This window comes from Caballeronia sordidicola, assembly GCF_000729995.1.
Taxonomy (GTDB): Bacteria; Pseudomonadota; Gammaproteobacteria; order Burkholderiales; family Burkholderiaceae; genus Caballeronia; species Caballeronia sordidicola_A.
On the sequence record NZ_JNFG01000201.1, the window covers coordinates 106,587 to 120,645 of the forward strand.

The following is a 14,059-nucleotide window of genomic DNA, read 5'->3' on the forward strand; positions in this document are numbered from 1 at the left end:
TATTAGCCCAGACCCGGGCCGATCAGGATAAAGCTCGTCACGTCGGTCATGGTACGCGGTTGACGACCGGGACGCAGGCGCCCCGCGATTCGAACCAAGGCCCGATCGTCAAGGTGGGCAGTGACTGCCCTCGCGTACTGTTCCTGATCGAGTACAACGCGGGCCTTGATGATCTCGCCCTCCCGAAGGAGCAGCGCCATGACTACCTCACCGGCCCGATTTCCTTCAATATCGAATTCTCCGTTCAGATGCTCGACTGTTCCGATGAATACGTCGTCGCGGTCACGCTCAACCGCACGCAATTCCTGGCGTACCTCGTCAATGCGCGCGAAGTAATCGCTTCGAATCCTGATGCTCTCATCGGCCGTGGCGTCGCGCGGTAACGCTACGGTTGTTGCCCAACGAAACGACATATCGATGTTGTTGCGTACGTCGTCACTGTGAAGACGCGTCAGCGCTTCGCAAAGATTCGACGAAACGATAGGCGACGCCGCTGCCCTCTGTGAATCTACGAAGCGGCTCAGCGAGTCCTCTTCGATGGCGTTGACGAGTTGGCGCACGCCATTTCTGGCGGTAAGCATGGTCATGCGAACAAACGAGTCGTTCGCGTACGCGAGGTCGGGCACGGAAGGCGTTTGCATAGCATCGACAGGACACGACACGCGCATCACGAAACTGCCTCGCTCGGTATGTCCGAATCGTGCATGACCGGCAAGCTGCGCAGCTTCCGCCCTGTGCAGACGCGGATGATGGGTCTGGGGACGCAATACGGTACACGCCGACGCAAGCAGGATTTGCTCCGCGCCCTGCAGCAATGAAGATGCGAACGACAAGGGCAGGCCGTCATCAACGGAGCCGCTGCTCGTCACGCGGTAATAGACGGAGTCGTCACGCGAGATGGCGGCGAGCTGAATCAGCTCCGCCAGCTTCATACCCTGCAGGTCCGCGAGTTTGGACAACGCGAGTTCACATGCCTCGGCGTAGTCTGGCGCATCCTGATCCATGGGAATGACGATCTGGCGGCGCGGCACGTCGGCGTGATGCATGACGTAAAGACGGTCCACAATGCCATCGGGCAACGACTGCCATCCCAGCGATTTCACGAAATCACGCAGGGCAGACGGTGACAGATCTTTAATTGCCATGAGGAACTCGGTGAGCGGGAGCTTTATAAGCAGGAATTTCGCGACGCGAGATGCTCGCCATGAGTTGCATGAGACCGGTACCGTCGAACACCTGATGCTTTGGGATCTTTACCGTGACGCCTGCAAGGTTGTCCGTTGGTGGCGCGCCTCGCAGACTGACCCAGTACGCGCATTTTCGGAGCACGAGCTGCTCGTGTGAGTGCGTTAGCCAGTCTTCCGCTTTCGGCGGCAGGAACAACACGGCGAGTATTCGCGGCGACGCGTGCGTTTCACGGCGCAGGTCGTCGTATTGCTGCGTGCCGGACAGGAAGTAGGAGAGCGAGTCACCGTCGTCGAATGGCGGCTTGATGCTTGCCTTCAGCTGGACCTTGATGTCGACCTCGGTCAGGCTTCCGCCATTCGGAAATGGCTCCCAACCGGTCAGCATGGCATCGATCCCGGCATTGTCGTCGTGCCGGTTGCTCGTCTTGCAGTTGACGCCCGCGTGGGATGCAATGGCGTGGAGATAAGCGTAGCTCAACTCCGATTCCCGATTTAATACTGTAAGTGCTGTTGCCATGATCTTCCTGCCGTTCCGTTATCCATCGACAGGAAAGGATAGGCGCAAACACCGTTATTCGACTTGTGGAAAAATTCGCTGCGACAAAATTTGACGATTCTGCTCAGGGCAAAAAAACGCCGACGCGAAAGCGTCGGCGTTGAACTACCGGAAAGGCCAGCCGCTTCTCAGTGGCTTCTCAGCAACTTACGACCAGTCGGCGTGGAAACTGCCCTTCTTGTCCACCCGTTCGAACGTATGCGCGCCGAAGAAATCGCGCTGTGCTTGCACCAGATTCGCCGGCAACGTCTCCGACCGGTAACTATCGTAATAAGCCACTGCCGACGAGAACGCCGGCACCGGCACACCCGCCTTCACCGCCGCGACAACCACATCACGCAACGCACCCTGATACTTCGTTGCGATGTCGGTGAAGTACGGATCGAGGAGCAAGTTGTGCAAGTCCAGATTGGTCTTGTAGGCGTCCGTGATCTTCTGCAAAAAGCCCGCACGGATAATGCAGCCCGCCCGGAAGATCTTCGCGATCTGACCATACTGCAAGTCCCACTTGTACTCTTCTGACGCCGCACGCAACTGCGCAAAGCCCTGCGCGTAGGAAACGATCTTGCTCAGGAACAACGCACGCCGCACGGCTTCCACGAAGGCATCGCGATCGCCATCGAACTTGGGCGACGGCCCCGTCAACTGCTTGCTCGCTTCAACGCGCTGATCCTTCAGCGAAGACAGCACGCGTGCAAACACGGCTTCCGTAATCAGCGGCAGCGGCGCGCCGAGGTCGAGTGCATTCTGACTCGTCCACTTGCCCGTGCCCTTTTGCGCCGCGCGGTCGAGAATGACATCGACCAGATCCTTGCCCGTCTCTTCATCCTTCTTCGAGAAGATCTTCGAGGTGATCTCGATCAGGTAACTGTCGAGTTCACCCTTGTTCCACTCGACATACACCTTACCCAGTTCTTCGTTCGACAAGCCCGCCACGCGCTTGAGCACGTCGTAGCTTTCAGCGATCAACTGCATGTCGCCGTATTCGATCCCGTTATGCACCATCTTCACGTAATGTCCCGCGCCGTCCGGGCCCATGTACGCCACGCACGGTTCGCCATCCGGCGCCTTGGCGGCAATCTCGGTCAGGATCGGAGCCACCAGGTCGTACGCTTCCTTCTGGCCGCCCGGCATGATCGACGGGCCTTTCAACGCGCCTTCCTCACCGCCCGACACACCCGTGCCAATGAAGTGCAGCCCCGACTTGGCGAGGTCGGTGTTGCGGCGGATGGTGTCGGTGAAATGGGTGTTGCCGCCGTCGATCAGGATGTCGCCCTTGTCGAGAAGAGGCCGCAGCGAGTCGATGGTGGCGTCCGTGCCCTGGCCAGCCTTGACCATCAGCAGGATGCGGCGAGGTTTCTCAAGCGACTCGACAAATTCTTCCAGCGTGTACGCGGGCACGAGTTTCTTGTCGGGATGCTCGGCTATCAGCTCGTCGGTTTTTTCGCGGCTGCGGTTGTACACCGACACCGCGTGGCCGCGGCTCTCGATGTTCAACGCCAGATTGCGTCCCATGACGGCGAGGCCGACAACGCCGATTGCTTGCTTGCTCATGTTTCTCTCCGAATGACCGAAGCGCGGGCGGCTCGTGGCTACACACGCGACGGGTGCGATTTGTCAATTGGGGCGGTGTCCGCGACGGCGTTCCGGACAGGCTTTCGCGCCAGCAACCAGTGGCAAAAGCGGCACGGACACTACGTGTTTCCGTCAGCCTGGCAGGCGGAAACACGCAAACGCCGCGCAGAACGCGCAGACGGAGCGAGATTACCACTTTGACACGGCGCTGGCAGACATCGCACGCGCTTGCACGACCGGAGAGCGGCCGGATAGCCCGTCGGCAGCGGTCGGGCAGCACTCCTGACACCAGTCTAGAATGAGCATCCGCAGCCGGTTTGAGGCGCGACGCGACTCGCTTGAACCAGGCGGAACAGGGCAACCGCAGCGCAACGACAGGGCAACCGCATGGCGCTTCGGAAAAAGACTCAACTTAAAGCTCAACCAAAGGCACGGCCAAGGAGTCACCACTACCACGTCTACGTGATCGAACTGGCGGACACGGTTTGGAACGAAGCGCGTTTCCGGCGCGCGAATCCGGATTACGTGCTCGGCAAGCCCTTTGTCTATGTAGGCATGACGGGTATTGATCCCGATGTCCGTTTCGACAAGCACAAGGCCGGTATCCAGTCGAACCGGTATGCGCGGGAATTCGGGCTGCGATTGTTGCCGCAGCTCTACGAACTGTATAACCCGATGCCGTACGAAGGCGCGCGGGAGATGGAAGTGGAATTGGCAATCGGCTTGCGGGAAGCCGGGTATGGCGTCTGGCAAGCGTAGAAAGGCCGGTAAAACAAGGCGGCGCCGTCGCACCTGCGGCCGGCGTTCTGATCGGACTAAATGCAAGGAGCAGGACATGCGGATTCTGGTGGTGGGCGCGGGCGCGATTGGCGGCTATTTTGGCGGTCGGCTGCTCGAAGCCGGCCGTGACGTGACATTCCTCGTACGCGAACGGCGGGCCGCGCAACTCGCGCAGACGGGCCTCAACGTGCGCAGCCCGAACGGCGACCTGTCTATACCCAATCCGCCCATCGTGCTGGCGAAAGACGTTCGCGAGCCGTTCGACCTTATCCTGCTCAGCTGCAAGGCGTACGATCTCGACGGCGCCATCGAGTCGATAAAAACCTCGGTCGGCCCGAACACCGCCATCCTGCCGATGCTCAACGGCATGCATCACCTCGATGTGCTCGAAGCGCAATTCGGCGCTGAGCGCGTGCTCGGCGGCCAGTGCATCGTGGCCGTGACGCTCGACGCCGACGGCACCATCGTTCACTTGAACAAGCTGCATTCCATGGCGTTCGGCGAGCGCGCGGGCGGACTGTCGGCGCGTATCGAGGCTATCTCGGCGCAGTTGACCGGCGCGCAGTTCGACGCGTTCGCCAGTCCCGAGATCATCCAGTCGATGTGGGAAAAGTGGGTGTTTCTCGCGACGCTCGCGGCCGGCACATGCCTGATGCGCGCGCCGGTCGGCGATATTATCGCGGCGCCGGGTGGCCAGAAGCTGCTGCTCGATCTCTTCGATGAAGCCCGAGCCATCGCATCCGCGAACGGCTTTACGCCCGGGGAAGCGGTGGTCGCGCGTGCGCGGGCGATGTTCACGGAGGCCGGCTCCACGATCACTGCCTCGATGCTGCGCGATCTGGAGAACGGCGCGCGGATCGAAGCGGACCACGTAGTGGGTGATTTGATCACCCGTGCCAAAGCGGCGCACGTCGATCAGATCAGCACGCCGGTTTTCTCGACGGCCTACACGCATTTGAAAGCTTACGAATCTCGCCGCGAACGTGGCGACGTCAAGGCTTCGTAAGCCGGATCGGGGCCATGGGAGCGGGGCGGACGCCGGCAGTCGCAGCGGCATTGCGTCTTGCTGCCCGAAAAAATCCGCATTGCGCTTTAAACAGCCATTTCGGACTTTGAAGCAACCGCTATAAAGCGTTACGCTTTGCGCTTCTCGAAAGTAACGCTCGCCGAACCATGCACGATCATGCCTTGCAAGAGCGGCTTGCCCCGCCGACTGTCGCGGAGATTTTTATCGGCTTCCTGACGCTCGGGCTGACCGCGTTCGGCGGCGCGCTGCCGCTCGCACGGCGCGAAATCGTCGAGCGGCGCAAGTGGCTCACCCCCGACGAATTTGTCGATCTGCTGGGTCTTTGCCAGTTTTTGCCGGGCGGGAACGTGATCAACCTATCGGTTGCGGTCGGCATGAAATTTCGTGGCGTGGCGGGCGCGCTGGCCGGCCTGCTCGGGTTGATCGTCGGGCCTTCGCTGATCGTGATCGGACTCGGCGTGCTGTATCAACGCACGCATCAAGATCCGCACATCCGCCATTTGTTCGCGGGACTCGCCGCGGCGGCCGCGGGCTTGCTGGTGTCGATGGCGATCAAGGTGGCGTGGCCGCTGCGGCACAAACTCTCCATGGCGGCGGTCGCAGTCCTGGCGTTCATCGCGATCGCGTTGCTGCGCTTGCCGTTGTTGCCGGTGATGCTCGTGCTCACACCGGTTTCGATCTTCGTCGCGTCGAGGGTGAATCGCGAAGAGAAGCCGGAAGAGACGCCGGAAGTGAAGCGCGGGGAGAGCCAATGAATCACGATCTCGCTTCGCTTGCGGCCATTTTCAGCCAGCTTTCACTGCTCGCCTTCGGCGGCGGCAATACCATCCTGCCCGAGATGCAGCGGCAGGTAGTGGACATCCATCAGTGGATGTCGAAGGCGGATTTTTCCGCGCTGTTCGCGCTTGCACAGGCGGCGCCCGGACCGAACATGATGATCGTGACGCTGATCGGCTGGCATGTGGCCGGCTGGCCGGGCGTGCTGGTGACATCGATTGCAAAATTCGGCCCGTCGTCAATCGTGACGGTCGCGGCCATGCACGCCTGGGAACGCTTCAAGGACCATCCGTGGCGACGCTACGTTCAACTCGGCCTCGTACCCATGACAGCCGGCCTCGTTGCGGCGAGCGCGTCGTTGATTGCCGAAGCGTCGGATACCCGCTGGGTACTTGCGGCCATCACGGCGGTCATTGCGTTCCTGTCGTTCAGGACGAAGCTGCATCCGCTGTGGTTGCTGGCTGCGGGCGCCCTGATCGGGCTGACCGGCTTCGGGCAGTTCTAGGCTTGCATCGAGTTTAAGGGCGAAGGGCAGAGCCCGTTGCGGGCATCGGCCTTGCGGAAAGGGACGTGCTGGTCGGGCCACATCGACGAGTTTGGCGATGTTATGAACATCCAGCGCCTGGCCGTATTTGCTTGTCACGTGTTTCGTTTCGAGGAGGAAGTACTGATGGCGATGACCACTGAATTCGCACTCACTGCGCCATCGCGCGCTGAGATCGACGCGCTCCGTGGGCCGGCGGTGATCGAGTTCGGCACCTCCTGGTGCGGCTATTGCCGCGCTGCCCAGCAGCTGATTGCGGAGGCTTTCGAGGACCACGCCAGCGTCCGGCATTTGAAGATCGAGGACGGCAGCGGCCGCCCGCTTGGCCGCTCGTTCAGGGTCAAACTCTGGCCAACGCTGATCTTCCTCGACAACGGGATCGAGCTCGCGCGGGTCGTGCGCCCGAAAAGCACATCGGAAATTCGCGATGCTTTCGCGCTGATCGACCATCCGGTTTCGCCATGATGAGGGTTTTTACCGATCATTCCGGGCGCGGGGTACGGGAATATCATCGGTTCGAAGGGTAATGGCGAAGGTAATGGCTGACGATGCGCAAAACCGGGCGCGGGAGTTGCGCAGTTCGTCTTGCAGACCGCTCCGGCAATTCTTGAACGCCTTGGCGTCACCCTGACCAGCAGGAGGTTCACCATGCCGCGTTTCGCCGCCAACCTCAGCATGATGTACAACGAACATGCGTTCCTCGAGCGTTTCAGCGCGGCGGCGCGTGATGGTTTCAAGGCGGTGGAGTTCCTGTTTCCCTATGAATTTCCGCCAGCGGAAATCAAGACTCAGCTCGCGGACAATGGCCTGAAGCAGGTGCTGTTCAACGCGCCGCCGGGTGACTGGACCGGAGGTGAACGCGGACTCGCTTCGCTGCCCGGACGCGAGGAAGAGTTCAGGCGCAGCATGGAGATAGCCCTCGACTATGCCGCGGCGCTCGGCAACGACCGGCTCCATGTCATGGCAGGGTTGATTGACACGAAGCACGGAACAAACCACGACGCGCAGCACTCGCGCGAACAGCATCGCGATGTCTATCTCAAGAGCCTCGCGCTCGCCGCGAGCATGGCGCAAACGGCTCGCATCACCATCGTGATCGAGCCGATCAATACGCGTGACATGCCCGGCTATTTCCTGAACCGGCAGGATGAGGCGCAAGCGATCTGCGAAGAGATCGGCTTGCCGAACCTGCAAGTCCAGTTCGACTGCTATCACTGCCAGATCGTGGAAGGCGACCTGGCCGTCAAGCTTCGACGCGACATGAAACGGCGCAACGCGGGTATCGGCCATATACAGGTAGCAGGCATACCCTACCGCAACGAGCCGGATACGGGCGAAGTCAACTATCCCTACCTTTTCGATCTCATCGATTCACTCGGCTATGGCGGGTGGATCGGCTGCGAGTATCGGCCGCGCGCAGGCACCTCCGACGGGCTGGGATGGCTCACTCCGTATCGTCATGCTGGCTATGCATCATGACCCTGCCGAGACGGCCTGATGCTGGTTTGATGCGCGACGTCCGGGCCGCTTGGTCGCTTTTACCATGGCGGAGGAAGCGCTGGAACTATCCGCACGACGCTGAAATTTTCGTTGTTGCGTGAGCGTCCACGGTAAAAGGCAAACTCACTTGCGCCTCGTGTCACCTGGCTTTTTTTGTCACCCACGGCGACCATCGCGGTCCGCGACAGGCGCTGCATTCAGGAGAGTTCACATGCAGATCACCGGAGAAATGTTGATCGGTGCGACGGCGGTGCGCGGAAAGGACGCCACGCTGCATGCCTTCGATCCGGCGCGCGGCGTCGACCTGCAGCCGGCTTTTGGCGGCGGTGGAGCGAAGGAAGTTGCCCAAGCGGCCGACCTTGCCGAGCGGGCATTCGATACCTACCGGCTCGCGCCGCTCGAAACGCGTGCGCAGTTCCTGGAAGCGATTGCGGACAACATCGCCGGACTTGGCGATACGCTGATCGAACGCGCACACGCCGAATCCGCGCTGCCGAAAGCGCGCCTCGAAGGCGAGCGCGCCCGCACGATCGGGCAATTGAAATTGTTCGCGTCGCTCGTGCGCGAGGGCCGCTGGCTGTCAGCCACGCTCGATTCGGCTAAGCCGGAGCGCAAGCCGTTGCCGCGTCCCGACCTGCGTTTGCAGAAGATTCCCGTTGGACCGGTTGCCGTGTTCGGCGCGAGTAATTTTCCATTGGCGTTTTCGGTGGCCGGCGGTGACACCGCCGCCGCGCTCGCCGCGGGTTGCCCCGTGGTCGTGAAGTCGCATCCGGCGCATCTGGGCACGTCGGAACTGGTCGGGCGCGCGATCCAGAAAGCAGTGGCGGATTCAGGATTGCCCGAAGGTGTGTTCTCGCTCGTAGTGGGCGCGGGCAACGCGGTAGGCGAGGCGCTGGTCGCGCATCCGGCCATCAAGTCGGTCGGGTTCACGGGCTCGCGGCGCGGAGGCCTGGCGTTGATCGAGATCGCATCCAGGCGGCGTGAGCCGATTCCCGTCTTCGCCGAGATGAGCAGCATCAATCCGTTTTTTGTGTTGCCGGGCGCACTGGCGGCGCGGGCTGAATCGCTGGCGAACGGTTTTGTCGATTCAGTGACGCTCGGGGTCGGGCAGTTTTGTACCAGCCCGGGTCTGGTGCTGGCGCTGGAAGGCCCTCATTTGCAGGCGTTTATTGATTACGCAGTCAGTGCTTTCGAAAAGAAGGGCGCGCAGACCATGCTGACGGCAGGCATCGCAACTGCCTATCAGGAAGGCATTGCGCGGCGCGATGAGTCGGGCGTGGAGCGCGTTGCGACCGGCGCCGAATCCGATGCGTCGTGTCCGGCGCTGCCCGCGCTATATACCGTGAATGCCGAGAAATTTCTCGCCACACCGCAGCTCGAGGATGAGATATTCGGACCCACGTCGCTCATCGTGATTTGCCGCAGCGAGGACGAGATGCTGGACCTGGCACGCCGTATTGAAGGCCAGTTGACGGCGACGCTGCAAATGGAAAGCGACGACGTACCGCTCGCGCGTCGCCTCCTGCCGATCCTCGAACGCAAGGCCGGGCGAATTCTGGCGAACGGCTTTCCGACTGGCGTTGAAGTATCGTATGCCATGGTGCATGGCGGGCCGTATCCGGCCACTTCCGATAGCCGCGCGACTTCGGTCGGCGCGACGGCGATTGAACGCTTCCTGCGGCCTGTGTGCTATCAGGACCTGCCTTCGGCTTTGCTGCCGCTTGCACTTCAGGATGACAACCCGCTAAACCTGTGGCGCCTGCGCGATGGTGAACTCGGAGCTAACTGAACACGTTGGACACACGACTCAAACGACTCAAACAAGGAGATGAAAACAGATGGAGCGCCGTTATCCCGATCCCGCCGTCCGAGTACTCGATCCGCGCTTTAACGCGCTGCGTGTCGGCATGGCATCGGTCGAATGTTTGTATCAGGGGGCTCGCTGGTCTGAGGGTCCGGTCTGGTTCGGTGACAGCCGCACGCTCGTATGGAGCGATATTCCGAACAACCGCATGCTGCGCTGGGACGAAGAAACGGGCGAGGTCCGCACGTTTCGCAAGCCCTCGAACAACGCCAACGGCAACACCCGCGACCGCGAAGGACGGCTGGTCACGTGTGAGCATCTCACGCGCCGCGTAACACGCACAGAGTACGACGGCTCGATCACTGTGCTTGCCGATCAATACAACGGCAAGCCGCTCAATTCACCGAACGACGTGATTGTAAAATCCGATGGCTCGATCTGGTTCAGCGACCCGAGCTTCGGTATCGACGGTTTTTATGAAGGCGAGCGCAAGGACCCGGAACTCAAGCCGGCGGTGTATCGCGTGGATGGCAAGAGTGGTGAGATCACCATGATGACCGACACGCTGATTGGTCCGAACGGACTCGCATTTTCACCTGATGAGTCGGTGATTTATATCGTCGATTCGCGTGCGTCGCCGCGCAAGATCCTCGCCTTCGATATCTCGAGCGACGGCCTGAAGCTTGCGAATCAGCGCGAGTTGATCGATGCCGGGCAGGGCACGCCCGACGGTTTTCGCGTCGATGTGCACGGCAACCTGTGGTGCGGCTGGGGCATGGGCAGCGACGAGTTGGACGGTGTCAGGATCTTCACGCCGCAAGGTGAAGCGATTGGACATATCGCGCTGCCCGAACGCTGCGCCAACGTGTGTTTTGGAGGCCGTTATCGCAACCGCTTGTTCATGGCGGCGAGTCACGGCCTGTACTCGCTTTACGTCAACACGCAGGGCGTGATCGGCGGCTGAAACATCACGCCGCCATCACGCCGGCGCGCGTTTTTCCATCAGCTTTTCCGGCTGCGCAGGCACGACAAAACCGAACCGGGCGTATAGGGTGTGAGCGCTTGAGGTCGTCAGCAGCATCTTGCGCAAGCCCTGCAAATCCGGATGCGACAGCACGCATTCCACCAGCCATGTACCCAGGCCGTCGCGTTGACGGCCGGGAAGCACGAACACATCGGCGAGATACGCGAAGCTCACGGTGTCCGTGATCGCGCGTGCATAACCAATCTGCGCGTCGCGATGGAACAGGCCGAACGCCAGCGAATGCCCGGCCGCCCGCTCGACTTTTTCGCGCGAGATGCCGGGTGACCAATAAGCCACCTCGCTCAAGTACCGATGCACGACGTCGAAGTCGAACGTCCTGATGTCCGTGGTGACGCGATAATCGTCCCTCGACCATTCGCTAACCATTCAACGCACCTTGTAGATACGTCCGGTTTCGAGGCCCTCCACGCTACGGCTGTACGCGAGTGCAACGCGCGCACCGGACGCCGCTTCGAAGCCGCGAAAATACGGCCCGAACGCTTCGCGCGCTTCTTCCAGCATGGTCGCGTTCACGACGTTGATGCGCAGGCCTCGCGGCAGTTCGATTGCGGCTCCTCGCACGAAACCTTCAATGGCGCCATTGACCGCCGCCGCGCTTGCGCCATATTTGATGGGTTCATCGCCCACGATTCCGCTGGTCAGCGTGAACGAGCCGCTGTCGTTCACGTACTGTTGCGCGACCAGCACGAGGTTGACCTGACCCATGAGTTTGTCGTCGAGGCCAATGCGGAATTGCTCGGGGGTCATCTGCGAGAGCTCGCCGAAGTGAACGTGCCCGGCGGTAGCAACAATGGCGTCGACCTGACCGATCGATTTGAACAACGCATGAATGCTGTCGATCTTCGTCAGGTCGACACGGTGCGCGCCTCGGGTGGCGCCGATCTCGAAGACTTCGTGACGCGGCTGGAATTCGGAGAAGACGGCGCGGCCGACTGTGCCGGTTGCACCGATGACGGCAATTTTCATGAGAGTCTCATCGAAAAAGAAACGGGCTCTCATTGTGCGATTTACAGGCCGCTTGAACAAGCGTGCCGGTGGGTCTTTCTTAGGTGGACTTCAATTTCAACTGCAACTTCAACGGATCCCGTGCGACGCGCCCGGCGAGAGTAAGAAGATCGATGCCGCCAGCTTGAGCACCAGTACGACGCCGGTGACGAGCGCGGCGACAGGGAAGGCATGCCATTCTGCACCGAGCATGGGTCCGACCAGTACGACCGACGTAAAGCCAAGTACAACGGTAATCCAGCGCGCCCATTGCAGACGGAACGCCACGCAACCATACAAGCCGGCAATCAATGCACGCGATGCAATCAGTGCGGCGATGGGCTCGCCCGGACCGGTCATCAGCGCCAATCCCATCTCGACCCATGACAATGCGTACGCCAGCCCGAGGCACACCAGTGCAGTGGAGAACGCTTGCTTGCGCCACGGTGCGCGGACGCCTTGCGTCTGCTGTAACGCTTCGTTCGATAACGTATTGGTTGTGTTCATGCCGGCCCCCGCCGCTTGGTTTTTCGATGCATCGTGCTGCATTCGTCTGATTCGCGGGAGTCTTATGCATGGGTCGTGCCAGATCAAGGACAAGCTGGGAACATCGCTTGCTTTCAGTTTCATAGCGCCGTATGGCGGCGCGTGCAGCGGCGATTTACCTGACGAAAGCCCGCTTTGCTGCCGGCGTTTTTATCGGAACTAAAGGGCGAAACAAAGCAGAAAGCAGCTTTGTGACGCTGCGACATTGCAACGATGCTGCACCCAACGGCACGCTTTACACAGTCCACCGCGCAGTCCACCGACCAGGAGTCAGCCATGACCACGACGAAACCGAAGGAACAGCACCCGCATTCGCATCGAGAGGAGGAGGACGTAGACCGCGCGGTGGAAGATACCTTTCCCGCCAGCGATCCGCCAGCGACGGGCGGCGTGACACGGATTGAATCCGACGATGAGAAGGTCAAACCCGAAAAGAAATGATCGGACCGAAAGACAAGAAAGGACCGATAGCCGCTTTGAATCGCGGCTTTTGGTCCTGTGAGTGACCGGCGCTGCGTTATTTCTCGCGCCGCTGGATCTCGATCAAGCGCGATGGCCGGAAATGATTGATGGCGAAATGCCGGCGACCCCGCAAGCTGTAGCCATGGGGATCGCGTTCAACAAATTCATACTGGCGCTCCACCTCTTCAACGTCGGGCGCGATCATGCCTTTATCCACGACACTGAAGCCTTCCTCTAACGCGAGCGCCAGCCCGTTGCGAGCCGGACGGCTGTCGAAACCGCCCAGGCCGTCGCCCTGTTCATAGCGCGAATTTACCGACGAAGCATTCACACCGACAAACGCGTTGGGATTGTTCGCAAGCATGGTTTCGTCGCGCGAGGCATCGCGATTTTTTCCGTCAGCGTCGACGGTATCGTCCAGCGTGTCGTCGTTGAGAACATCCATTGCCTGATGCGTGACGTCGGTCTTGCCAAGCGGCCCGGTGTGTTCCAACGATGAATCAGACGTGCTGCTGCCTGATTGGCCAAGCCCGACTTCGCGTCCCTCCGCTGCTGCTGCCACGTCACCCGGTTTGGCTTTGGCAGTTTCGGTTTCAGGCTTCTTCAGCGGGCTGTCCGCCGCGCGCTGCACTTGCTTGTCCTGCGATTCATTGTTCTGTGCATTGTTCATGATTCGCTCCGCCTGGTTCAGGCTTGGTTCAGGTTAACGAAGAGACATCATGCAAGAAACATTCCGGACTTCGGGGTCCGTTGAACCCCGGGTCAACTCCGCGTTGGAATAAACGACGGGATAAAACATCAGTAAATGTTCTAAGCCAAATTGACTTTTTTCGACCCAACGGGAGTTTTCTCAAGAGTATGATTTGTTGTTCGCCAGGCCTGCGTGCGCCACCGGACGGCCTCGGGCCGCTTGCCGGATTCGCGCGTTTCAAGCGAGCGGGAGACGACCATCGCGAATCCAGCGGGGCACTTAAAATCAGGGTGACTCATGCAATATGACGCGGCATTTTCACATCGCGGCTATTTACTCAATTGTGCACCGGCACGTCAGGGCGACGGCTGTTTCCAACCCTACGTGGTCATCTCGCGATCGAGCGACGGTGAACTGGTAGCCAATCGTTTTTTCCCCGCCGAGCTGCGCTTTGGCAACGCTGACGAAGCCATCGCGCATGCCCGTGACTGGGCTGTCCGATGGATCGATGCCAGCCACGTGAAGGTCGACCCCAAGTCCTGAACGCGCCTGAACGCACCTGAGCGCACCTGACCCGGCTT

At 60.6% G+C, this 14,059-nt stretch carries 17 protein-coding genes; 10 read left to right on the top strand and 7 right to left on the bottom strand.

What is annotated here, in order from left to right; all coding sequences use genetic code 11:
* Window positions 1-2: 2 nt before the first annotated feature.
* From FH08_RS0139205 to gndA, 3 genes are all read right to left on the bottom strand, one after another.
* Window positions 3-1,145, bottom strand: coding sequence for a hypothetical protein (locus tag FH08_RS0139205; protein ID WP_031363581.1), 1,143 nt, complete (start codon window positions 1,143-1,145; stop codon window positions 3-5).
* Window positions 1,135-1,704: a DUF4365 domain-containing protein gene (locus FH08_RS49815; protein WP_051888883.1), complete on the bottom strand. Its 570-nt coding sequence runs from the start codon at window positions 1,702-1,704 to the stop codon at window positions 1,135-1,137. Before FH08_RS49815 ends, FH08_RS0139205 begins: the two co-directional genes overlap by 11 nt.
* A 186-nt stretch (window positions 1,705-1,890) precedes the next feature.
* A complete protein-coding gene (gene gndA / locus FH08_RS0139215; RefSeq protein ID WP_031363583.1) occupies window positions 1,891-3,297 on the bottom strand; it encodes an NADP-dependent phosphogluconate dehydrogenase in 1,407 nt (468 codons plus the stop codon).
* Between the two features lie 408 nt (window positions 3,298-3,705).
* Here gndA and FH08_RS0139220 point away from each other — a divergent pair, with 408 nt between their 5' ends.
* From FH08_RS0139220 to FH08_RS0139255, 8 genes are all read left to right on the top strand, one after another.
* Window positions 3,706-4,077: a hypothetical protein gene (locus tag FH08_RS0139220; protein ID WP_051888884.1), complete on the top strand. Its 372-nt coding sequence runs from the start codon at window positions 3,706-3,708 to the stop codon at window positions 4,075-4,077.
* A gap of 76 nt (window positions 4,078-4,153) precedes the next feature.
* Window positions 4,154-5,104 (top strand): 2-dehydropantoate 2-reductase, encoded by a 951-nt coding sequence (gene panE / locus FH08_RS0139225; protein ID WP_031363585.1) that lies wholly within the window; start codon window positions 4,154-4,156, stop codon window positions 5,102-5,104.
* 167 nt (window positions 5,105-5,271) lie between these two features.
* Window positions 5,272-5,880 (top strand): chromate transporter, encoded by a 609-nt coding sequence (locus FH08_RS0139230; protein ID WP_051888885.1) that lies wholly within the window; start codon window positions 5,272-5,274, stop codon window positions 5,878-5,880.
* Window positions 5,877-6,407 carry a chromate transporter gene (locus FH08_RS0139235; RefSeq protein WP_031363587.1) on the top strand — a complete coding sequence of 177 codons (531 nt, stop codon included), beginning with the start codon at window positions 5,877-5,879 and terminating at the stop codon, window positions 6,405-6,407. Before FH08_RS0139230 ends, FH08_RS0139235 begins: the two co-directional genes overlap by 4 nt.
* A 165-nt stretch (window positions 6,408-6,572) precedes the next feature.
* Window positions 6,573-6,911 carry a thioredoxin family protein gene (locus FH08_RS0139240; RefSeq protein WP_031363588.1) on the top strand — a complete coding sequence of 113 codons (339 nt, stop codon included), beginning with the start codon at window positions 6,573-6,575 and terminating at the stop codon, window positions 6,909-6,911.
* A 183-nt stretch (window positions 6,912-7,094) separates the two neighbouring features.
* Window positions 7,095-7,925: a 2-oxo-tetronate isomerase gene (gene otnI / locus FH08_RS0139245; RefSeq protein WP_031363589.1), complete on the top strand. Its 831-nt coding sequence runs from the start codon at window positions 7,095-7,097 to the stop codon at window positions 7,923-7,925.
* Between the two features lie 232 nt (window positions 7,926-8,157).
* Entirely contained in the window at window positions 8,158-9,735 is a 1,578-nt protein-coding gene (locus FH08_RS0139250) for an aldehyde dehydrogenase (NADP(+)) (RefSeq protein WP_031363590.1), read from the top strand.
* A gap of 49 nt (window positions 9,736-9,784) precedes the next feature.
* A complete protein-coding gene (locus tag FH08_RS0139255; protein WP_031363591.1) occupies window positions 9,785-10,714 on the top strand; it encodes an SMP-30/gluconolactonase/LRE family protein in 930 nt (309 codons plus the stop codon).
* Window positions 10,715-10,729: 15 nt separating this feature from the next.
* Here FH08_RS0139255 and FH08_RS0139260 read toward each other — a convergent pair whose 3' ends face one another.
* The 3 genes from FH08_RS0139260 to FH08_RS0139270 all read right to left on the bottom strand — a co-directional run bounded on the left by FH08_RS0139260 (window position 10,730) and on the right by FH08_RS0139270 (window position 12,286).
* Window positions 10,730-11,161 (bottom strand): GNAT family N-acetyltransferase, encoded by a 432-nt coding sequence (locus FH08_RS0139260; protein WP_031363592.1) that lies wholly within the window; start codon window positions 11,159-11,161, stop codon window positions 10,730-10,732.
* Entirely contained in the window at window positions 11,162-11,761 is a 600-nt protein-coding gene (locus FH08_RS0139265) for a short chain dehydrogenase (RefSeq protein ID WP_031363593.1), read from the bottom strand.
* 108 nt (window positions 11,762-11,869) lie between these two features.
* Window positions 11,870-12,286, bottom strand: a complete 417-nt coding sequence (locus FH08_RS0139270) for a hypothetical protein (RefSeq protein ID WP_152603034.1) — start codon at window positions 12,284-12,286, stop codon at window positions 11,870-11,872.
* Between the two features lie 315 nt (window positions 12,287-12,601).
* Here FH08_RS0139270 and FH08_RS53075 point away from each other — a divergent pair, with 315 nt between their 5' ends.
* On the top strand, window positions 12,602-12,766 hold the full coding sequence (locus tag FH08_RS53075; protein WP_200878856.1) for a hypothetical protein: 165 nt from the start codon (window positions 12,602-12,604) through the stop codon (window positions 12,764-12,766).
* Between the two features lie 76 nt (window positions 12,767-12,842).
* On the opposite strand, the gene FH08_RS0139280 is transcribed toward FH08_RS53075, so the two are convergent.
* A complete protein-coding gene (locus tag FH08_RS0139280) occupies window positions 12,843-13,457 on the bottom strand; it encodes a DUF3005 domain-containing protein (protein ID WP_031363595.1) in 615 nt (204 codons plus the stop codon).
* 318 nt (window positions 13,458-13,775) lie between these two features.
* Here FH08_RS0139280 and FH08_RS0139285 point away from each other — a divergent pair, with 318 nt between their 5' ends.
* Window positions 13,776-14,021, top strand: a complete 246-nt coding sequence (locus FH08_RS0139285) for a hypothetical protein (RefSeq protein ID WP_031363596.1) — start codon at window positions 13,776-13,778, stop codon at window positions 14,019-14,021.
* Window positions 14,022-14,059: the final 38 nt, after the last annotated feature.